General features: G+C 55.4%; 18 protein-coding genes and 3 pseudogenes. 12 read left to right on the top strand and 9 right to left on the bottom strand.

The window, feature by feature from the left end:
* The first annotated feature begins 69 nt into the window (after positions 1-69).
* Positions 70-894, top strand: coding sequence for an XRE family transcriptional regulator (locus HV355_RS05015; protein ID WP_182401079.1), 825 nt, complete (start codon positions 70-72; stop codon positions 892-894).
* Here the strand turns inward: HV355_RS05015 and arsC are convergent.
* The gene (gene arsC / locus HV355_RS05010; RefSeq protein ID WP_108416695.1) at positions 891-1,247 is read right to left on the bottom strand and encodes an arsenate reductase (glutaredoxin); all 357 of its coding nucleotides are present in this window, start codon (positions 1,245-1,247) and stop codon (positions 891-893) included. The genes HV355_RS05015 and arsC overlap by 4 nt on opposite strands.
* Before the next feature lie 16 nt (positions 1,248-1,263).
* The gene (gene bepA / locus HV355_RS05005) at positions 1,264-2,727 is read right to left on the bottom strand and encodes a beta-barrel assembly-enhancing protease (RefSeq protein WP_010433840.1); all 1,464 of its coding nucleotides are present in this window, start codon (positions 2,725-2,727) and stop codon (positions 1,264-1,266) included.
* A 220-nt stretch (positions 2,728-2,947) separates the two neighbouring features.
* Here bepA and HV355_RS05000 point away from each other — a divergent pair, with 220 nt between their 5' ends.
* From HV355_RS05000 to iadA, 4 genes and pseudogenes are all read left to right on the top strand, one after another.
* The gene (locus tag HV355_RS05000) at positions 2,948-4,012 is read left to right on the top strand and encodes an AI-2E family transporter (RefSeq protein ID WP_182401077.1); all 1,065 of its coding nucleotides are present in this window, start codon (positions 2,948-2,950) and stop codon (positions 4,010-4,012) included.
* 238 nt (positions 4,013-4,250) lie between these two features.
* Positions 4,251-4,823, top strand: a pseudogene (locus tag HV355_RS04995) (nucleoside recognition domain-containing protein).
* A 1-nt stretch (position 4,824) separates the two neighbouring features.
* A pseudogene (locus tag HV355_RS04990) lies at positions 4,825-5,285 on the top strand (YjiG family protein).
* An 11-nt stretch (positions 5,286-5,296) separates the two neighbouring features.
* Positions 5,297-6,447: pseudogene (gene iadA, locus HV355_RS04985) on the top strand (beta-aspartyl-peptidase).
* A gap of 123 nt (positions 6,448-6,570) precedes the next feature.
* On the opposite strand, the gene bcp reads toward iadA, so the two are convergent.
* Complete coding sequence (gene bcp / locus HV355_RS04980) at positions 6,571-7,041, bottom strand: thioredoxin-dependent thiol peroxidase (RefSeq protein ID WP_120157742.1); 471 nt, start codon at positions 7,039-7,041, stop codon at positions 6,571-6,573.
* A complete protein-coding gene (locus tag HV355_RS04975; protein WP_042715787.1) occupies positions 7,041-7,610 on the bottom strand; it encodes a glycine cleavage system transcriptional repressor in 570 nt (189 codons plus the stop codon). The genes bcp and HV355_RS04975 overlap by 1 nt, the downstream gene beginning before the upstream one ends.
* A gap of 145 nt (positions 7,611-7,755) precedes the next feature.
* Between HV355_RS04975 and dapA the strand changes: the two genes are divergently transcribed.
* The 6 genes from dapA (at position 7,756) to ypfH (ending at position 14,213) form a co-directional block, all read left to right on the top strand.
* A complete protein-coding gene (gene dapA / locus HV355_RS04970; protein WP_010433831.1) occupies positions 7,756-8,634 on the top strand; it encodes a 4-hydroxy-tetrahydrodipicolinate synthase in 879 nt (292 codons plus the stop codon).
* Positions 8,635-8,650: 16 nt separating this feature from the next.
* Positions 8,651-9,685 carry an outer membrane protein assembly factor BamC gene (gene bamC, locus HV355_RS04965; RefSeq protein WP_108416690.1) on the top strand — a complete coding sequence of 345 codons (1,035 nt, stop codon included), beginning with the start codon at positions 8,651-8,653 and terminating at the stop codon, positions 9,683-9,685.
* Positions 9,686-9,794: 109 nt separating this feature from the next.
* The gene (purC, locus tag HV355_RS04960) at positions 9,795-10,508 is read left to right on the top strand and encodes a phosphoribosylaminoimidazolesuccinocarboxamide synthase (RefSeq protein WP_182401075.1); all 714 of its coding nucleotides are present in this window, start codon (positions 9,795-9,797) and stop codon (positions 10,506-10,508) included.
* Positions 10,509-10,628: 120 nt separating this feature from the next.
* Positions 10,629-11,498 (top strand): neutral zinc metallopeptidase, encoded by an 870-nt coding sequence (locus HV355_RS04955; protein ID WP_029485160.1) that lies wholly within the window; start codon positions 10,629-10,631, stop codon positions 11,496-11,498.
* Positions 11,498-13,444 (top strand): GNAT family N-acetyltransferase, encoded by a 1,947-nt coding sequence (locus HV355_RS04950; RefSeq protein WP_182401073.1) that lies wholly within the window; start codon positions 11,498-11,500, stop codon positions 13,442-13,444. Before HV355_RS04955 ends, HV355_RS04950 begins: the two co-directional genes overlap by 1 nt.
* 73 nt (positions 13,445-13,517) lie before the next feature.
* Positions 13,518-14,213, top strand: coding sequence for an esterase (gene ypfH, locus HV355_RS04945; RefSeq protein WP_108416687.1), 696 nt, complete (start codon positions 13,518-13,520; stop codon positions 14,211-14,213).
* Positions 14,214-14,251: 38 nt separating this feature from the next.
* On the opposite strand, the gene HV355_RS04940 is transcribed toward ypfH, so the two are convergent.
* From HV355_RS04940 to HV355_RS04930, 3 genes are read right to left on the bottom strand one after another with little or no spacing between them, the layout of a single operon-like run.
* Positions 14,252-14,449 (bottom strand): YpfN family protein, encoded by a 198-nt coding sequence (locus HV355_RS04940; protein WP_000383991.1) that lies wholly within the window; start codon positions 14,447-14,449, stop codon positions 14,252-14,254.
* A 22-nt stretch (positions 14,450-14,471) separates the two neighbouring features.
* Positions 14,472-15,599 carry a succinyl-diaminopimelate desuccinylase gene (gene dapE, locus HV355_RS04935; protein ID WP_010433812.1) on the bottom strand — a complete coding sequence of 376 codons (1,128 nt, stop codon included), beginning with the start codon at positions 15,597-15,599 and terminating at the stop codon, positions 14,472-14,474.
* 10 nt (positions 15,600-15,609) lie between these two features.
* Positions 15,610-15,960, bottom strand: coding sequence for an ArsC family reductase (locus HV355_RS04930; RefSeq protein ID WP_108416686.1), 351 nt, complete (start codon positions 15,958-15,960; stop codon positions 15,610-15,612).
* Positions 15,961-16,348: 388 nt separating this feature from the next.
* Between HV355_RS04930 and ypfM the strand changes: the two genes are divergently transcribed.
* Positions 16,349-16,408 carry a protein YpfM gene (gene ypfM / locus HV355_RS04925; protein ID WP_015572204.1) on the top strand — a complete coding sequence of 20 codons (60 nt, stop codon included), beginning with the start codon at positions 16,349-16,351 and terminating at the stop codon, positions 16,406-16,408.
* 107 nt (positions 16,409-16,515) lie between these two features.
* Here the strand turns inward: ypfM and acrD are convergent, their stop codons facing one another.
* Both acrD and narQ read right to left on the bottom strand, forming a co-directional pair.
* Positions 16,516-19,629 (bottom strand): multidrug efflux RND transporter permease AcrD, encoded by a 3,114-nt coding sequence (acrD, locus tag HV355_RS04920; RefSeq protein ID WP_089597861.1) that lies wholly within the window; start codon positions 19,627-19,629, stop codon positions 16,516-16,518.
* A gap of 142 nt (positions 19,630-19,771) precedes the next feature.
* Positions 19,772-21,466: a nitrate/nitrite two-component system sensor histidine kinase NarQ gene (gene narQ / locus HV355_RS04915; protein ID WP_108416685.1), complete on the bottom strand. Its 1,695-nt coding sequence runs from the start codon at positions 21,464-21,466 to the stop codon at positions 19,772-19,774.
* Positions 21,467-21,491: the final 25 nt, after the last annotated feature.

The following is a 21,491-nucleotide window of genomic DNA, read 5'->3' as shown; positions in this document are numbered from 1 at the left end:
TGAAATCGGTCACAAAGCGTTCGCTGGTGTTATATAAATCTCATATGATTAGTTAATGGAATTATCGGGATGGAAATTAAACTGCACGCTAATGCCACCACCACGCCGCGCATCCGTCGCTATCTTCAGCAGTCAGACAAAAGCGACAGAGAGCTGGCCGTTGAGCTTGGGATCTCGGTCACGACCGTCAGGCGCTGGCGTAACCGCGAGCAGGTTTCGGATAACCAGACGACACCGAAAGTGATACACAAAGCGATGAGACAAGAGCAGGTTGCACTGGTGAATGCCCTGCGTGACGTCTCGGGCGCGCCGTTAGATGAACTGCTGCAGATGGTCAACGGCGTGCTGGGGATCCCCGTTTCCCGGGCGACATTGAATCGCTATCTCAAACCGGCCTCTGCGAAACAAAAAGGGGCGCCGTTGCAGGGGAAAAAGGCGCTGAAGGCAGGCATTATGCCGCACGCGCTGACGCTGCATCATCTGCCTTTGTCGCTTCACATGGACGATGGCGGGGAGCAACACCTGCTCTGGGCGCGTGAGCCGGTGAGCGGCTGGTGCTATGCCCGGCTTTATGCGGGACTCTCGCCTCAGCTCTTTAACACCTGGACGCAGGCGCTGCTTGATGCCTGCCCGGCTGATATACAATCTATTGAGACTTTTGGCTTTGAGGTGACGCTAACGGTGCAGAACGTGGCTGTTAAAACGCATCCACATAAACACAATGCGCTTCAGGTGGCGGTGCCGTTACGCGATATTATTCCACGCGTGAATGATGAACCCGCAGGAGAAGTGCTGATCGCGCTGTGCGAGTTTTACAACCGGGGAAAAACGCAGAAAAAGCTGGGGGAAAGTACGCCGCAGGCCTTTCTGGAAGCGCTGCGGCATAAGGGCTAGAGGATCTCGAGCACGTCTTCCGGCGGACGTCCAATGCGCGCCTTGCCGTTCGCCACCACAATCGGGCGTTCTATCAGCTTTGGATTCTCAACCATTGCCTGCACCAGCTGGTCCTCTGACAAACGTGAGTCGTCCAGATTGAGCGACTTATACAGGTCTTCTTTCTGGCGCATCAGCTCTCTGGCGCTGCCCATTTCCAGCATGCGCAGCAGCTGACGAAGGGTTTGTGCATCCGGCGGCGTTTCGAGATACAGCACCACCTCGGGTTCAACCCCGTTAGATTTCAACAGGCTGAGAGTATCCCGGCTCTTGGAGCAGCGAGGGTTATGGTAGATTTTTACCGCGTCTGTCATGTTTTTTTCTTCCTTATTACATCTTTTCGTACGGCTTGAAGCGCTGCTGCAGAGCGCGCAGCTGATCGATGCGCGCATCGTAGCGGGCCTGCTGCAGGCTGCCGAGTTTGACCTGCGAGCTGGCGCTGCTCAGCATAGAAATGGCTTGATCGAGACGACCGACCAGCGCAAAGCCTTCGGCACGTGCCGCCAGCTCCTGATCGCGGTTACCGAGCTGGGCTTCAACCTGCGCGAGCAGATCCCAACCGTTTTGATCGTCTTTATTGTTAAAGGTGTAGCGGTTCAGAATGGTCGCCGCTTCGGCAGGCTGACCGCCCTGTAAGTAAGCGTTCGCCAGGTTAAGCTGCAACACCGGGTTGGTGCGAACGTCTTTTGCCCCTTTCAGGCGGTTGATGGCGTCGGTGGCTTTTTTCTGTCCCAGATCGATATCGGTTGAGAGGTCGAGATACCACGGGTTGTTTGGCTCGGCGGCCAGCAGCGGCTGCAACGCTTTACGCGCCTCGTCATATTTACTGGCCTCCATCGCCTGCAGCGCCTGACCGTATTGAGCCGCGTTTTTCTCCCGCACGTTGCCTTTGGAGAGCGCGTCCAGCAGATCGCTGGTGAGCTGGTTACGCCCGGAATTGTACATCCCCAGGGTTCTCACCTTTGCCATGTAGAAATCTTGTGAGGACTGCACGACAACCGGACGCATCTGGTTAGCTCGGTTACGGGCGTCCGACAGTCGGCTTTCAGGTAACGGGTGCGTCAGCAGGATTTCCGGTGGACGTGAGGAGTAACGCGCCTGATCGAGCAGTTTTTCGAGGAAGCTCGGCATGGCCTGCGGGTCAAAGCCTGAACGCTGCAGCACCTGAATCCCGATGCGGTCCGCTTCCTGTTCGTTTTGCTGGGTAAAGCTGATCATCCCCTGGCGGGTGCCCGCCAGCGTCCCGGTCAGTGCCGCCATCCCGGCCTGCGGGCTGGCCATCGCCAGCAGAATAGAGCCCAGCGCACCAACCCAGGTCAGCGGGGCGTTACGTTTCTGGTCTTCCATCGCACGCGCCAGATGACGCTGGGTAACGTGCGAAATTTCGTGCGCCATGACGGATGCCAGCTGGCTTTCGTTATCGGAATAGCGGAATAACGCCGAATGCAGCACCACGTTGCCGCCAAAAAAGGCGAAGGCGTTGATTTCGTCGTTATTAATTAAATAGAAGTGGAAAGGGGTTTTTACCGAGTCGGCGTGCGCGACCAGCCGCATGCCCAGACCATTGATGTACTGCACCAACAGCGGGTCATTGATCAGCGGCGCGCTGCCGCGCAGCTGGCGAACGTAGTAATCACCCATCTGCATCTCCTGACCGATGGAGAGCGTGCTTCCTGCTGTGGTACCCATGTCCGGCAACGAGTCGGCCGAATCAGCGAAGGCGGGTGCAGCCTGACCGACAGTCAGTGCGGCGATAAGTGTCGCAACCAGTGTTTTTCTCAACTGCCTGAACATAACCACTGTCCTGTATTTTGGATGTGTCAATTTGACCGATGAACCGGCATATCGTTCATCTCCACTGACCTGCGAGTGTAGCCGTGTTGCGACATGAAGAAAATCCCATTCATCAGGGTTTTGCGAATCGTTACAGTGATACAAAAAGCGAAAGTCTTTTTTGTGACAGTTAGATACAATTCAGCTCTCACTCCCGCCATTCGATTCAGGGAAGGGTTGTATGCTCGAAATGTTAATGCAGTGGTATCGGCGTCGGTTTAGCGACCCGGAAGCCATTGCTTTGCTGGTTATTCTGGTTGCCGGGTTCGGTATTCTGTTCTTCTTTAGCGGCCTGCTTGCGCCGCTGCTGGTGGCGATTGTGCTGGCGTATCTGCTGGAGTGGCCAACGGCGCGTCTGGAAAATATCGGCTGTTCCCGCCGCTGGGCGACCAGCATCGTGCTGGTACTGTTTGTCGGCATATTGTTACTGATGGCATTTGTGGTCATGCCGGTTGCCTGGCAGCAGGGGATCTACCTGATCCGTGATATGCCCGGCATGTTGAATAAGCTCTCTGATTTCGCCGCCACGCTGCCGCGTCGTTATCCGGCGCTGATGGATGCCGGGATTATTGACGCGATGGCCGAAAACATGCGCGCCCGCATCATGACGATGGGCGACTCGGTGGTGAAATACTCTCTGGCCTCGCTGGTCGGCCTGCTGACGCTGGCGGTTTACCTTGTGCTCGTGCCGTTAATGGTCTTCTTCCTGGTAAAAGATAAAGAACAGATGCTGAACGCCGTCAGGCGCATACTGCCGCGTAACCGTGGTCTGGCAGGGCAGGTCTGGCAGGAGATGAATCAGCAAATCACCAACTACATTCGCGGCAAGGTGCTGGAGATGATTGTGGTGGGTGTCGCGACCTGGATTGGCTTCCTGATTTTCGGCCTGAACTACTCGCTGCTGCTGGCGGTGCTGGTGGGGCTGTCGGTGCTGATCCCGTATATCGGTGCCTTCGTGGTGACCATCCCGGTGGTGGGCGTCGCGCTGTTCCAGTTTGGTCTGGGTACGGAGTTCTGGAGCTGCTTCGCGGTGTACCTGATTATTCAGGGACTGGACGGTAACCTGCTGGTGCCGGTGCTGTTCTCGGAAGCGGTAAACCTGCATCCACTGGTGATTATTCTGTCAGTGGTGATTTTCGGCGGGCTGTGGGGATTCTGGGGCGTGTTCTTTGCCATTCCGCTGGCGACGCTGATTAAAGCCGTGGTTCACGCGTGGCCGGATGTGCCAGCGATGGAAGAGAAGTAGGTTTTGTGCGGCCTGTTGTCCTCACCCCGAACTTGTCTGACCTCTATCCACACATTCTGAATAATCTCCTCTGGTGTCGTTTTCTCTGCGTTTGTCTTTAACTTGACCCATCGTGATGTCTTTAAGTCACGCAAGGAATAAGGCCAACAGGAGAACAAAATGGGTCACAACACACACGCAGCAGAAGGTGGGATGGGGCGGTTATCTCGCTTTTATTACGATTATTCTTTTTTCCGGCATGTTTGGAAAAGTACCGAATAGTGGCGTAGCTCTTGATTTCACCGTTCTCAACGGTGCGTTTGGGCAGATTAATGCGGCGGGGGACACGGCGGTCTCTTTTCGCGGCACGGGCGGTATGGGCGCAAAAGACGGCTTCTTATTCGCGCTTGAGCTGGCGCCTTCCGTCATTCTTTCACTCGGGATAATTTCCGTCACCGAAGGGCTGGGAGGGTTGCGTGCGGCACAGCAACTGATGACGCCAGTCCTGCGCCCGTTACTCGGTATTCCGTATTTGCTCGCTGGCGCTGATTGCGAATTTGCAAAATACCGATGCTGCGGCAGGGATGACTAAAGAAATGGCGGAAAGAGGGCATTATCACTGAACAGGAACGTGCCATTTTTGCCCGCTGGCAAACCAGCGGCAGTGCGTGTATTACCAACTATTTTTCCTCGGGTGCCGCGTTGTTTACGATGGTTACCGTTCCGTGATTACGCCGCTGGCGGTGATCCTTGTCTTCAAATTGTGGGCGCGAACCTGCTGCGTTTGTGGATTGCGCAGCTGGAAAATCGCCGTACGCAGCAGGAGGCGTGAGATGACAACGCAAGTACGTAAAAACGTCATGGATATGTTTATCGATGGCGCACGGCGCGGGATTCCACTATTGCAACAACCAGCCTGTTGCCTAACGTGGTAATGGCGTTTCGTGATTATTCAGGCGCTGAAGGTGACGGGACTGCTCGAGATTGTCGGGCGGGTATGTGAGCCGGTAATGGCGCTGTGGGGATCGCCGGGGGAATCTGCTACCGTACTGCTGGCGGCGGTGATGAGTATGGGAGGCGGCGTCGGTGTTTGCGCCAGCCCGGTTGTCGCCGTACCTTTCGGGACATGATGCTACGGTGCTGTTACCGGCTATCTACCTGATGGGCAATCCGGTGCAAATGTGGGACGCTGTCTGGGTACCGCGGGGGTCCATCCCCGTTATTACCCGCTTATTATTGCGGTATGCGTACTACCGCGCTGCTCTCTATTTGGGTTATGCAGGTTATTGCCTGACAAGGAAGGTTATGAACTGTTCCATTCTTAATTTGACGTTGTTCCAGCAGGGACACGTGTACGCGCCGGAAGACTTAGGGCGCCGGGATATACTGGTGTCTGGCAGCAAAATTGTTGCCATCGCACCGTCGATTTCCCTGACGATTTTTCCTGCTGCGAGTGTATCAATCTTGACGGCGCGATTGTGTGCCCGTGGATTTATCGATCAACACGTCCATCTGATTGGCGGCGGCGGAGAAGCGGGGCCGCACACCCGCACGCCGGAAGCGCTTGCCGCGGCTGGTTGAAGCTGGCGTCACCTCGGTGGTGGGATTGCTGGGGACAGATGGTATACCCGTCACCCTGAATCGCTGCTGGCGAAAACCGCGCGCTGGAATTTGAAGGCATCAGCGCATGGATGCTGACCGGGCGTATTCTCTGCCTTCCCGACCATCACCGGCAGTATCGATCGCGATGTGGCGCTGATCGATAAAATCATTGGCGTGAAATGTGCTGTTTCGGACCATCGTTCTTCAGCCCCCGGACACCTCGGCGCTGGCAAACATGGCGGCGCAGTCGCGCGTTGGCGGATTGTTAGGGCGCAAGCCGGGGATTAGCGTCTTCCATATGGGCGACAGCCCGCGCATGCTGGAGCCGTTGTATCAGATCCGACAGTTGCGATGTACCGATTACCAAGCTGCTGCCCACACACGTCAATCGTGCGGAACCGTTGTTTCAGTCGGCGCTGGGTATGCCCGCAAAGGCGGTTATATCGACATTACCAGCAGCATTGATGAACCCGTCGACCCGGCTACGGCTATCGCCACAGCGCTACGCCAGAACGTGCCGCTGTCGCGTATTACCTTGAGTTCGGATGGCAACGGTAGCCAGCCGGAATTTGATGACTACGGTAATCTTACCGGCATCGGTGTCGCAGGTTTGAATCACTGGCTGAAACAGTGCGCCAGTTGGTGAAGGTTCGCCATACTGCTGGAACTGGCGCTGTGTCCGCTGACGCGAACGGTCGCAGAATTTTGGGACTGGAACATAAAGGACGTCTGGCGGTGGGATGCGATGCCGACATTCTGGTGCTCAATGATGCGCTTGAAGTTCATCACCTGTGGGCGAAGGGCAAAGCCGTCGTCAGAGAGAAAAAGCCTGTGTAAAAGGGACGTTTGAATAAACGACGTTGATGCCGGATGGCGGCGTAAAGCGCCTTATCCGGCTACGGATTAATGGATGGTGGCCCACGGGGAGAGGGGGAAAACACTAAAAACGGCAACCTGGGTTGCCGTTTTGCTGTTTATCAGGCACTTGCTTTCAGCCAGTTCAACACCACGTCGTGGTGGTTGCTGGTTTTGAAGTCGTCAAACACATGCTCAACTTTACCGTCAGCGTCAATCAGGAAGCTGATGCGGTGAATACCGTCGTAGGTTTTACCCATAAACGTTTTCTCACCCCAGACGCCGAACTGCTCGCAAACCTGGTGGTCTTCATCGGAAAGTAGCGTGAAGTTCAGGATCTCTTTTTCCGCAAATCGTGACAGCTTTTCTGGCTTGTCAGTGCTGATGCCCAACACTTCTACACCGACTTTTTTCAACTCATCCATGTTGTCGCGCAAGCCGCAGGCCTGTACGGTACAGCCCGGCGTCATGGCTTTCGGGTAGAAATAGACCAGAACACGCTGTCCCTGGAAGTCGGTCAAATTTACTTGCTCGCCGTCTTGATCCGGCAAGCTAAATTTCGGTGCGATGTCACCGGCTTTCAGTGGATTCATTACTCAACTCCATCCTGTTCGTGCTGCGAATAATTTACGACGCTTATACTGCCCTGCGCGTTTAATTCTGTACAGAGGGCTTTGAACGCTTGCTCGATATTTGACGCATCCTGTGATGCAGGGCTGTGCGCGGTAATTTGAATAAACAGCACCGGAAGAGCATGGTCATCGCTTGGCTGCGTACGGGAAACCAGTTCGGCAATGTTCATCTGATGGCTGTCAAAAAGCGCCGTAAAACGCTCAATCAAATGCGGTGAATCAGGCACTTCAACCTGCACCCAGACGGTGGAAGGCAGTGCCGGACGCGGACGCGCGGTGGTGCGCTTCATCACTATCAGCAAATCCAGCTCGGCACCCTTCAGCGGCAGGGTTGATTCAATCAACGTAATGGCGTTCCAAGTGCCGGAAAGCAGCATAATAAACGTGAACTCATCGCCAAGCATAGCGAGACGGCTGTCTTCGATATTACAGCCGCAGCTGCTTACGTGGCGGGTGATGGTGTTCACGATACCCGGCCTGTCAGCACCCAGCGCAGTGATAACCAGGTAATGTTGTGATGAGGTTGTCAAACCTGTTCTTCCTTTGCTTGGTTAAGTCTTCCTAAGGAAAGCATAAAAAAAACATGCATACAACCGCCTGAGCGCCTCAGGTCGCTTGCTTTTATTACAGTTCCAAACGTAACATTGAGACTCTTGTTCGCACAGAGGATGGCTCATGTTCACGGGAAGTATTGTCGCGCTTGTTACACCGATGGATGAAAAAGGTAATGTCTGCCGGTCAAGCATGAAGAAGCTCATTGATTACCATGTCGCCAATGGAACCTCGGCGATCGTTTCGGTAGGGACTACCGGTGAATCTGCCACGCTGAGCCACGAAGAGCACGGCGATGTGGTTATGCTGACCCTGGAGCTGGCTGATGGACGTATCCCGGTCATCGCAGGAACAGGGGCTAACGCAACCGCAGAAGCTATCAGCCTGACTCAACGTTTTAACGACAGCGGCATTGTTGGCTGTCTGACCGTCACGCCTTACTACAACCGTCCAACTCAGGAAGGTTTGTTCCAGCATTTCAAAGCCATCGCAGAACATACTGACTTGCCACAAATTCTGTATAATGTGCCGTCCCGTACCGGTTGCGATATGCTGCCGGAAACCGTTGGCCGTCTCTCGAAAGTAAAAAATATTATCGGGATTAAAGAGGCGACAGGGAACTTAAGCCGCGTTCATCAGATCAAAGAGCTGGTTTCAGATGACTTTATCCTGTTGAGCGGCGACGATGCGACCGCGCTGGACTTTATGCAGCTCGGTGGTCATGGCGTGATCTCCGTAACGGCTAACGTTGCGGCCCGCGATATGGCGGAAATGTGCAAACTGGCCGCGGCCGGTCATTTTGATGAAGCTCGCGTGATTAATCAGCGTCTGATGCCATTGCACAATAAATTATTTGTCGAACCCAATCCGATCCCAGTGAAATGGGCGTGTAAGGAATTGGGACTTGTAGCATCCGACACGCTGCGTCTGCCAATGACACCGATTACCGACCACGGTCGTGAAATTGTCGCTGGCGCGCTGAAGCATGCCGGTTTGCTGTAAAGTTTAGGGAGATTTGATGGCTTATTCAGTACAGAAGTCGCGCCTGGCGAAGGTTGCGAGTGTTTCGCTTGTTATGCTGCTCGCTGCCTGTAGTTCGGACTCGCGCTACAAGCGCCAGGTGAGCGGTGATGAATCCTATCTGGATGCGGCGCCGCTTGCTGAACTTCATGCACCGGCTGGTATGATCCTGCCGATTCAAAACGGCGATTATAATATCCCCGTCACTAACGGCAGTGGTCTTGTCGGTAAAGCGCTTGATATTCGTCCACCTGCTCAGCCTCTGGCGCTGGTGAGCGGCGCGCGTACCCAGTTTACCGGTGATACGGCATCCCTGATGGTTGAAAACAGCCGCAACAGCACGCTGTGGCCGCAGGTTGTCAGCGTTATTCAGTCGAAGAACTACACGATTGATAAACGCGATGATGCCAGCCAGACGTTAACAACGGATTGGATCGAGTGGAACCGCCTGGATGAAGATCAGCAGTACCGTGGTCGTTATCAAGTCTCCGTTAAACCGCAGGGTTATCAGCAGGCGGTTACCGTTAAGCTGTTAAACCTGGAGCAGGCGGGTAAACCGGTTGCTGATGCTGCGTCCATGCAGCGTTACAGCACCGAAATGCTGAACGTCATTGCAGCGGGTCTGGATAAGAACGCGACTGACGCCGCTAACGCAGCGCAGAACCGCAGTGGTTCTTCCTACGACGTGCAGAGCGCGGCGGATGATACCGGTCTGCCAATGCTGGTGGTGCGTGCACCGTTTAACCAGACCTGGCAGCGTCTGCCAGCGACGCTGGAAAAAGTGGGCATGAAAGTGACCGACAGCACGCGTTCAACCGGTAGCATGACGGCAACCTACAAGCCGCTGTCTGACAGCGCATGGCAGGAACTGGGCGCGAAAGATCCTCAGCTTGCCTCCGGTGACTACAAAATTCAGGTAGGTGACCTCGATAACCGCAGTAGCCTGCAGTTTATCGATCCGAAAGGTCACACGCTGACCCAGGCGCAGAATGATGCGCTGGTCGCCGTCTTCCAGGCGGCATTCAGCAAATAAATACAAGGGCTGGTGAATCCAGCCCTTTTTATTTTCGTGCCACGCAAACGTGTGCGTGGCATAATATCCCCAGTTTTGAACACAAATCATCACACCAGGAGTAATGAAGATGCAGAAGCAAGCTGAGTTGTATCGTGGCAAAGCGAAGACCGTATACAGCACGGAAAACCCGGATCTGTTGGTGCTCGAGTTCCGCAATGATACGTCAGCAGGGGATGGCGCACGCATTGAACAGTTCGATCGTAAAGGCATGGTGAACAACAAGTTCAACCACTTCATTATGAGCAAACTGGCCGAAGCGGGTATCCCGACCCAGATGGAAGCGTTATTGTCCGATACGGAATGTCTGGTGAAAAAACTGGACATGGTTCCGGTTGAGTGCGTCATTCGTAACCGTGCCGCTGGCTCCCTGGTGAAGCGTCTCGGCATTGAAGAAGGTATCGAACTGAATCCACCGCTGTTTGACCTGTTCCTGAAAAACGACGCCATGCACGACCCGATGGTCAACGAATCTTACTGCGAAACCTTCGGCTGGGCGAGCAAAGAGAATCTGGCGCGTATGCAGGAGCTGACCTACAAAGCGAACGACGTGCTGAAAAAACTGTTTGATGACGCAGGACTGATCCTCGTCGACTTCAAGCTGGAGTTCGGTCTGTTCAAAGGCGAAGTGGTGCTGGGCGATGAGTTCTCCCCGGACGGCAGCCGCCTGTGGGATAAAGAAACCCTGGATAAAATGGACAAAGACCGTTTCCGTCAGAGCCTGGGTGGCCTGATTGAAGCGTACGAAGCGGTTGCTCACCGTTTAGGCGTTAAGCTCGACTAATCTCCTCAATTGCCAAAGGATATTCATATCCTTTGGCGTCTTACCCTTGTTTACTATGGTAATCTTGTCATTAACCGCCTACGATCATAGCTATTATTAATGGAATAGTTCGAGGTGGTTATGCGCTGGCAAGGGCGTCGTGAAAGTGACAATGTAGAAGACAGGCGCAGCAGTGGCGGCGGCGGCCCTTCAATGGGCGGTCCCGGCTTCCGGTTGCCCAGTGGAAAGGGCGGTATCATCCTGCTGATTGTGGTGCTGGTCGCAGGGTATTACGGTGTGGATCTCACCGGTTTGATGACCGGGGAGCCGCTCCAGCAACAACAATACTCTCAGCGCTCCATCAGCCCGAACGAAGATGAAGCGGCCAAATTTACCTCCGTTATTCTTGCGACCACAGAAGAAACCTGGGGCCAGCAGTTCGAGAAAATGGGGCGTACCTATCAGCAGCCGAAGCTGGTGATGTACCGCGGTGCGACGCGCACCGGATGCGGTACCGGACAGTCCGTGATGGGGCCGTTCTACTGCCCGGCGGACAGCACTGTCTATATCGATCTCTCATTTTATGATGACATGAAAAGCAAACTGGGTGCCGACGGCGATTTTGCCCAGGGCTATGTGATCGCGCATGAGGTCGGCCACCACGTGCAAAAATTGCTCGGCATCGAGCCTAAAGTGCGTCAGCTTCAGCAGAATGCGTCTCAGGCTGAAGTGAACCGTCTTTCTGTCAAAATGGAGCTGCAGGCGGACTGCTTCGCCGGCGTCTGGGGCAATAGCATGAAACAGCAGGGCGTTCTGGAAACGGGCGACCTTGAAGAGGCGCTGAACGCCGCGCAGGCCATCGGCGATGACCGTCTCCAGCAGCAAAGCCAGGGGAGAGTGGTACCAGACAGTTTCACTCACGGTACTTCGGAGCAGCGTTACAGCTGGTTTAAACGTGGCTTCGACAGCGGTGACCCTGCGCAATGTAATACCTTCGGCAAAGCGATGTAATGTTGCCGTTTGAACATCTGATCAGCCAGCTCAGGCGTAAAGGTCATCGTCGTTTGGTTGTACTCAGCGGCGATGCGCATTGGACATTGACGCAGGCGGTGGCCCTGCGCGATGCCCAGCCCGGAGACTGGCTGTGGCTGGATGAACACCCGTCGAAAGCTATCAGCGGGCTGCTGGGGCGTGAGTTTCAGCACGCGGTTTTTGATGCTCGCGCGGGATTCGACGTCTCGGCGTTTGCCGCCCTCAGCGGGACGCTGCGCGCCGGGAGTCTGCTGGTGCTGCTGGTTCCGCCTTTCTCCGTCTGGGCGGAAACACCGGACAGCGACTCCGTTCGCTGGAGCGACAGCGCCGAGCCTATCGCCACACCGCATTTTGTGCACCATTTCCAGCGCACCATCGCCGCTGATCCTGACACCATCCTGTGGTGTCAAAACCAACCGCTAGCGCTTCCTCCGTTTCCTGATACCCCTGACTGGCAGCCAGCCAGCGGCGACCCGCAGCGTGAGCAGGCTGACATCCTGCGTACGCTCATGGCCATGAACACTGGCGTCGTGGCGGTCACGGCACCTCGTGGACGCGGAAAGTCAGCGCTTGCAGGAATGTTGCTAAAGCGTATTCAGGGCACTGCGGTAGTGACTGCACCTGCGAAAGGGGCAACGGATGTCATCGCCCGTTTTGCGGGAGAGCATTTTCACTTTATGGCGCCGGACGCGCTGCTCGCGTCGACGCGGCAGGCCGACTGGCTGATTGTCGATGAGGCGGCCGCCATTCCGGGACCGCTTCTTGAAAAGCTGGTTGAGCGTTTCCCCCGCGCTCTGTTGACCACCACGGTTCAGGGTTATGAAGGAACAGGCCGGGGTTTTCTGCTGAAGTTTTGCGCCCGGTTCAGCGGGTTGCAGTCTTTCACCTTATCAACGCCGGTTCGCTGGGCCGCCGGGTGCCCCCTCGAGCGGGTGGTGTCTGACATTTTGCTGTTTGACGATGCGCTCATCGACCAGAAACCGGAAGGTGACGTACGTTTAACGTCGCTGGAGCCGCAGATGTGGGAAAGCAATCCGGCGCGTGTGGCGGGCGTTTATGAGCTGTTATGTGCCGCGCATTACCGCACGTCTCCGCTTGATTTACGCCGGATGATGGACGCGCCGGGACAGCATTTTACCGTTGCTGAAACCGACTCAACCCTCGCTGGTGCTCTCTGGCTGGTGGAGGAGGGCGGCTTATCCCCAGAGCTTAGTCGCGCGGTGTGGGCGGGATTTCGTCGGCCTCGAGGGAATCTGGTGGCGCAGTCTCTGGCTGCCCACGGCGGCTCGCCACTGGCGGCGACGCTTAAGGGCCGACGGATCACGCGTATTGCCGTTCATCCCCATCGTCAACGGGAAGGTATTGGTCGTCGGCTTATCCGTAGCGCCAGCGGGGAGGATTATCTCTCCGTGAGTTTTGGCTATACCGACGAGCTGTGGTGCTTCTGGCAGCAGTGCGGCTTTGTGCTGGTGCGGATAGGTAGCCACCGCGAAGCGAGCAGCGGCTGCTTCACCGCGATGGCGTTGCTGCCGCTCAGCGAGGCGGGGCATCAGCTGTGCGCGCAGGCACATCAGCGTCTGCGGCGTGACGCCCGGGTCCTCTCGGCCTGGAATGGCGAAAAGATCCCGGTGTCAGATGGCTGGGAAGCTACCCTTAATAATGACGACTGGCAGGAGCTGGCGGGGTTTGCCTTTGCCCATCGGGCGTTCTCGACCTCCGTTGCCGCGTTAACCCGCTTGCTGTTAAACGTGGACATGCCGCTCCCGCTTTTGCGCAGTAAACTGGCGGGGGAAACGGATAACGCCGGGCGAAAATCCATGCTGGTGAACCTGCGTAAAGAAACAGCACAAGCGCTTGAAAGTCTTGATGAAACACGCTGTCAGAAGTTGAAAGGCGACATTTTGCAATGGCAATTTTTTCAATGACTTCATCAGTAAAGTGGCATGGTCATTACCCCACAGAGGCGTAGAATCCTGCTCATCACTTAAGGAGATCGCCATGAAACACGACCATTTTGTTGTTCAAAGCCCTGAAAAACCGGCTAAACAGTTACTGCTGCTGTTTCATGGCGTTGGCGATAACGCCGTCAATATGGGGCAGATTGGCAGCTGGTTTGCGCCGGTTTTCCCGGATGCACTGATTGTCAGCATCGGCGGCGTAGAGCCTTGCGGCCCTGAAGGTCGCCAGTGGTTTTCGGTGCAGGGTGTAACGGAAGAGAACCGTCAGGCGCGCATCGATGCCATCATGCCGACCTTCATCAATACCGTACGCTACTGGCAGCAGCAGAGCGGCGTGGGCGCTGACGCAACGGCGCTGATTGGTTTTTCACAGGGGTCAATTATGTCGCTGGAGAGCGTGAAAGCGCAGCCGGGGCTGGTATCCCGCGTGATTGCCTTTAACGGTCGTTTCGCCACTCTGCCCGGCAGCGTGACGACGCAGACTACCATTCATTTGATCCACGGTGGTGAAGATCGGGTGATTGAGCTTTCGCATGCGGTTGCCGCGCAGGAATCGCTTATCCGCGCTGGCGGGGACGTCACGCTGGATATCGTTGACGATCTGGGGCACGCGATTGACGACCGCAGCATGCAGTTTGCGCTCGATCGTTTGCGTTATACCGTGCCGAAGCACTACTTCGACGAAGCGCTCAGCGGTGGTAAGCCGAATGATGATGATATTGTAGAGTTTATGTGAGGTTTCCCCCTCTCCCAGGGAGAGGGGGAACAGATCGATTACTTCTTCTGGTCCTTTTTCGGCCAGTCGTCTTCATCGTCCCACTTGTCGTTAAAATCACGATGTGGCGGAAGATCCGGTTTGTTGGCGAGGAACTTCTTATGGTCAACGCGCTTCAGATCTTTAATCACGTTCAGCAGCACGCCTACCAGAAACACCAACACCAGAATCCACCAGTACTTTGAAAGCCAGTCCATTCGCTAATCCTCTAAGCAGTCGTCAGGCGACGAGCTGCTCCATAATACGTTGATACATACGGGCCAGCAGTTGTAAATCAGCCGCGTTGACGCATTCATTGATTTTGTGAATGGTCGCGTTTACTGGACCCAGTTCGACAACCTGTGCACCCATACGGGCGATAAAGCGTCCGTCAGAGGTGCCGCCAGTCGTCAGCAGCTGTGGCTTAATTTCATTATAGTGTGCGATGGCGTTCACTACCGCATCTACCAGCTTTCCACGCTGCGTCAGGAACGGTTGGCCGGACACCCACCACTCCACGGTATAGCGCAGCTGGTGTTTTTCCAGCAGTGCGATCACGCGGGCTTTGATCATCTCGTCGGTCAGTTCCGTGCTGAAGCGGAAGTTGAACTGTACAAAGCAATCCCCAGGGATGACGTTGTTGCTGCCGGTTCCGGCCTTGACGTTGGCAATCTGCATGCTGGTTGGTGGGAAGAATTCGTTGCCTTTGTCCCACTCTATCCCCACCAGTTCGTTCAGCATCGGCGCGGCACGGTGCACCGGGTTGTCGGCCAGGTGAGGATAGGCCACGTGCCCCTGCACACCGTGAATGGTCAGATTACAGGTCATGGACCCGCGACGACCGTTTTTCACGACATCGCCCACCACTTCGGTGCTGGATGGCTCACCCACCAGGCAGTAGTCGAGACGTTCGTTACGCGCCATCAGCGCGTCAACGACTTTCACGGTACCGTTATGCGCGCTGGCTTCTTCGTCGGAGGTGATCAAAAACGCGAGACGATTTTTATGATTAGGATGCTGGGCAACGAAACGCTCTGCGGCCACGACCATGGCCGCCAGTGAGCCTTTCATGTCTGCCGCACCGCGGCCAAACAGCATACCGTCGCGGATGGTGGGTTCGAACGGGGGATTGATCCAGCGGTCTGCATCACCCGCGGGAACCACATCCGTATGCCCGGCAAACGCCAGCGTTTCCCCCTGACCGCGCCAGGCCCAGAAGTTCTGCGTATCGCCAAAATCCATGCGCTCAACGGTAAAACCGATGGCACGCAGACGCTCAATCATTAATGCCTGACAACCTGCATCGTCCGGGCTAAGGGAAGGACGGCGGATAAGCTGCTGAGTCAGCTCAATGACCGGGCATGACATAGACTACACCTCAACGAAAAAAGTCAGAATAAAGGGTTTCACTGAAACCCAGCAGCATAGGCTGACCTGGCTTGCAGAGCAATGGGCGTTTGATAATTGCTGGCATTCTAAGCATCAGTTCTGCCGCGCTGTCCGCATCGGTGATACCGGCGCGGATGGATTCATCCAGTTTACGCCAGGTGGTCCCCCGGGTATTGAGCAGCGCTTCCCAGCCCAGTTCACCGATCGCGGTATGCAGAAATTCTGCATCCAGACCGTCAGCACGGTAATCGTGAAAGCGGTACTCTACGTTGTTTGCTTCAAGCCAGCGGCGGGCTTTTTTGATAGTGTCGCAATTTTTAATGCCGTACATCACAACCATAGTGAATCCTTTTGTTCTTATGCAGAAAGAATGTTCAATAAATTCGAAGATATATCCTTAAGTGGAATATAACACATTCAGGAATTCTCTTGATTTACAATTCTCCTTAATTCACCTCACACCTGTAAGCTGAATATTCTTTCATCATTTAAGCATAGATGTCTATCAGGTTTAAATCTCTAATAAAGTCAGTGGTTAAATATCTTCTCATCTGCTCGTAGGGTTATTTCAAAATATTGCTGGCGGTCACACAAAATTTAAGGGCGTGCGTTCATATTTATCATAAATCCACCGGGGATAGCGGGGTACAATCACTGCAATTGGTTAAATAGTCTTCACAATGATGATACGTTTCCGTAGAATGCGCATAATAATAAGAGAGGTTGTTATGATTGAACGTGAACTGGGGAACTGGAAAGATTTTATCGAAGGCATGCTTCGTAAATGACATTCAGTAAGAATTGCAAGCGCACTTAAATAAGTAAAATAACCATAGTGTGAATGAATCACACAATAAAAAGGCGGCTTCGAAAGCCGCCTTTTTTATTTCATTGGTTACTCAGGCTTTTCCTTCAGCGGGAAGCGACGTCGCACCAGCACAAAGAACAGCGGCACGAAATAAATAGCCAGAATCGTGGCTGAAATCATTCCCCCCATCACCCCGGTACCGACCGCATGCTGGCTGCTGGAACCGGCACCCGAACTGGTCGCCATCGGCAGCACCCCGAAGACAAACGCCAGAGAGGTCATCAGAATCGGGCGTAAACGCTGGCGGCAAGCGTACAGCGTTGCGGCTAGCAGGTCCTGGCCTTTCGCATTCATCTCATTGGCAAATTCCACGATCAGAATGGCGTTTTTGGCCGACAGGCCAATCACGGTCAGCAGCCCCACCTGGAAGTAAACATCGTTCTCCAGGCCGCGCATCCAGGTTGCCAGCAGCGCACCGATGACGCCTAACGGCACCACCAGCATTACCGAGAACGGTACTGACCAGCTCTCATACAGTGCGGCAAGGCAGAGGAAAACTACCAGCAGCGACAGGGCGTACAGCGCAGGGGCCTGTGCACCGGAGAGCCGCTCCTGATACGACATCGCCGTCCACTCCAGGCCAAACCCGGTTGGCAACTGCTGCACCAGTTTTTCCATAATATCCATCGCGGTACCGGTACTGACGCCCGGCGCGGCTTCACCTACGATCTCCAGCGCCGAGTAGCCGTTGTAGCGTTCTAGGCGCGGTGAGCCGGTTTCCCAACGCGACGTGGCGAAGGCGGAGAACGGCACCATGCCCCCTGCGTTATTACGCACATACCAGCGGTTAATATCGTCCGGCAGCATACGGTATTTGGCGGCAGACTGAACGTAGACCTTTTTCACGCGGCCGCGATCCATAAAGTCGTTGACGTAGCTTGAGCCCCAGGCCGTTTGCAGCGTGTCGTTGATGTCATCAATGGATACGCCGAGCGCCTGCGCTTTACGCTGGTCGATATCGACCTGGAGTTGCGGGCTGTCATCCAGACCGTTGTGACGGACGCGGGTCAGCTGTGGATCCTTGCTGGCCAGATCGAGCAATTTATCGCGCGCAGCCATTAACGCGTCATGTCCGGCTCCCGCGTGATCCTGCAGCTCCATATCAAACCCGGCGGAACTCCCCAGACCGCTGATGGCCGGAGGGCTGCTGGCAAATACGCGCGCTTCTTTGATATGACTGAAGGCTTTCGTCGCGCGTTCAATAATGGCGAACGAGGAGCCTGTGTCGCTGTCGCGCTGATCCCAGTCTTTCAGGCGCACGAACATGCGTGCGACGTTCTGCCCGTTCCCGCCCGGGCCCGAGCCGACGGTGGAGAAGACGGAAACAACGTTATCTTTCTCTTTGGTGTGGAAATAGTTCTCAACCTTCTGCACCACCTTCAACGTTTGTTGCTGCGTAGAACCGCTTGGCAGTTGAACGGAGGTGATAAACATGCCGCGATCTTCCAGCGGCAGGAAGGAGGTTGGCAGACGCAGGAACAGGAACACCATTCCGCCTAATAGCAGGACATAAATCGCCATCCAGCGCACGCTGCGATGCAGGATCTTACCCACGCCCGCCTCATAGCGCGCCGCGTTGCGGTTGAACATGCGGTTAAACCAGCCGAAAAAGCCTTTTTGCCCGTGATGCTCGCCTTTATGTAACGGCTTGAGGAGGGTGGCGCAGAGGGCAGGGGTGAGGATCATCGCCACCAGCACCGAGAGCACCATCGCGGAGACAATCGTGATGGAAAACTGGCGGTAAATCGCACCGGTGGTGCCGCCAAAGAACGCCATCGGGATAAACACCGCTGAGAGCACCATCGCAATACCAACAAGCGCGCCCTGTATTTGCCCCATCGATTTTCGCGTGGCTTCGCGCGGCGAGAGTCCTTCTTCGCTCATGATGCGTTCGACGTTTTCCACCACCACGATGGCGTCATCCACCAGCAGGCCAATCGCCAGCACCATCGCGAACATGGTTAAGGTATTGATACTGTAACCAAAGGCATACAGCACGGCGAAGGTGCCGAGCAGCACCACCGGAACCGCAATGGTGGGAATAAGCGTGGCGCGGAAGTTTTGCAGGAACAGGTACATGACCAGGAACACCAGCCCGATCGCTTCCAGCAGGGTTTTCACCACGTCTTCAATAGAGGCTTTAACGAAGGAGGTGGTTTCGTAGGCGACTTTGTATTCCAGCCCGTGCGGGAAATAGTGCGACAGTTCGTCAAGGCGATTTAGCACCCGTTCGGCGGTTGCCATTTCGTTCGCGCCGGAGGCCAGTTTCACCCCTAAGCCGGATGCCTGGTTGCCGTTAAAGCGGCTCAGATAATCATACTTTTCCGCGCCCATTTCCACGGTCGCGACATCGCCCAGCCGTACTTCAGAGCCGTCCTGATTGACCCGCAGGGTGATATTACGGAACTGATCGGGCGTCTGGAGCAGGGACTGAGAGTTAATGGTCGCGTTTAGCGCCTGGTTATCGACAGAGGGTGTACCGCCCAGCTGACCGACGGCGATCTGAGCGTTCTGCGATTCGATGGCGTCAGTCACGTCCTTGGCCGTCATCTGCACGCTGTTCAGCTTGTTGGGATCCAGCCAGATGCGCATGGAATACTGCGAGCCGTAGGCGTCGATATCCCCCACGCCGTTAATACGGCTGAGCGGATCCTGGATATTACTCGCCACGTAGTCAGCGATATCCTGCTTATCCATCGAACCATCGGTGGAGACAAACGCGATGGTTAAAATATTGGTGTCACCGGTTTTACGTACGGTCACGCCCTGGTTCTGCACCGCCTGCGGTAGCTTACGCAGGGCCGACTGCAGCTGGTTTTGCACCTGCTGCACCGCTTCGTCCGGGTCGGTTCCCGCCGTAAAACTCAGTGTCACCGTAGCCTGACCGGTGGCGCTGCTCTGTGAGGACATGTACATCAGGTTATCGAGACCCGTCATGTTCTGCTCGATCACCTGGGTGACGGTATTTTCCAGCGTCTGGGCTGATGCGCCAGGATAGTTTGCCGTGACGCGCACATTTGGCGGCGCCAGATCGGGGTATTGCTCAACAGGAAGTGAAGTAATCGCCAGAACACCCGTCAGACATAACAGAATGGCAAGTACCCAGGCAAAAATGGGGCGATCGATGAAGAAATTCGCCATGAAAGTGTGACCTCGTTTTGCTGCACGTCATTATTGTTTATTGCCCGCATAACTTTAGCGGTTAGGCCCAGGTCAAACGTGGAGAAATAAAGGAGATAATGTAAATTATCATGCGCTTTTCCCTGCGCGTTCCCCTTTACCGTTATTTACCCGCCAGCGCTGCGGGTGAACGGAAAGTGACGGTGACCTCCGTTCCGCCGTTTTTCGGCTGTGAAAAGCGCAGCGTTCCGCCGAGCCGTTCTGCACGTTCGCGCATGATGTTCAGCCCGTAGTGGCCCGGCGGTTCGTTCGCCTCGCCAATGCCAATACCGTTATCGCGTACCGCCACGCTGTGCGTACCGTCAGCGGCGGTAATGCAGCTGACGGTGATCTCGCTCGCGTCGGCATGTTTGATGGCGTTCAGCACCGCTTCACGCACAATCTGCAGCAAATGCACCTGTTTTTGCGCATCCAGGGCCAGGGATGAGAGTCGACAATCGAGAACCAGCTTCGCCTTCGTCTGGGTTTGCAATCCCTCGAGAGACTCCTGCAGCGCGGCGGGCAGGTTTGCGTGGTTGAGCGTCAGGCGGAAGGTGGTGAGCAGTTCACGCAGCTGGTGCCAGGCGTTGTTAAGCTCGCGCGAGAAGTCCGTGATGATGGTCTGCGCCTGGGCATTCTCATCCGGGACGGCGCGTTTGAGCAGGGCAAGCTGAATGCGCAGATAGGATAACACCTGCGCCAGCGAATCATGCAGTTCGCGGGCGATGGTGGCGCGCTCTTCCATCAGCAGCAGCTGTTGATAGTGTTTTTGCGCCTGGTTGAAGTAAAGCCCGCGCCCCAGCATCGTCGCCACGCTCTTCATCAGCGGGAGTGACACGCCCCCGGTCTCGCTCTGCCAGCGCAGTTCGCCATACAGGGTGTCCTGCATCAGAACAGGCAAACTGTGCAGTTCCGCGCCTTCGGCTTCGCTGCCTTCGAACAGTTGCCAGTCGTCACTGGTCCGCAGCGCCAGATAATTTATCTGCGTGTATTCATGCACGATCTGCAAAATATGCCTGAAACAATGGCTGTCTATCTGTCCGGTATTCAGCGCCTGAGAACATTTGAACAGCATTTCGAGCTGCTGGTGCGCCTCATTCAGGTGCTGCGTCTTTTCGGCCACGGATTGCTCAAGCGAGCGATAAAGCGAATGCAGTTCCGCTGACATATGGTTAAACGCGCGGGAAAGCTGGCCCAGCTCGTTGGGCAGGGCGGTATCCGGTGCGGGCGTATCAAATTGTCCCTGTTCGATACGCTCGCTGGCCGCGACCAGATTGTTCAGCGGCAGTACCACCTGACGGCGGATCCGCCGCAGCGTCGCCAGCGCCAGCAGCAGAATGCTCAGTCCACCCGCCAGCGACATCAGGATCACCAGCTGAATTTTATGTTCGGTGTAGTGCTGAAGCGCCAGCACAAAGGCATCAATACGGCCGACGAAATCCTCAATGTGGGCCTGATACCATGCGGTGTCGCCGCTGGCGATGCGCTGGCTCATCTCCTGCCAGGCAAGATGCAGCTGGTGGTAGCGCTGTTTAACATCGTCCGGCACATACCAGCGGTTCAACGTCTGCAGCGCAGGGGCGCTCAGCGTCTGCTGCCAGGCTTCACGGTGTTCCATCAGTGACGGACTTGCGCGCTGCATCTCGTAGCCCAGGCGGTAGCTCTGCATACGCAGCGAACCCGCAATGTTAATCGCCTCAGCGTCTCGCTGGCTGCTGGCGAGTGTCATCAGCGCGATGGCGCTGGTCATAACGGATAACACAATCATCGAAAAGAAAGCCCGAGCCAGGCTTCCGGAAACAGGGCGTTTAACGGTCACAAATCAGCTTCCTGAATAAATTGAT

It is taken from the genome of Enterobacter sp. RHBSTW-01064, from assembly GCF_014103035.1.
In the GTDB taxonomy this organism is placed as follows: Bacteria; Pseudomonadota; Gammaproteobacteria; order Enterobacterales; family Enterobacteriaceae; genus Enterobacter; species Enterobacter mori.
The sequence above is the reverse complement of the archived record's forward strand: the minus strand, read 5'-3'. Positions and strand labels throughout refer to the sequence as shown.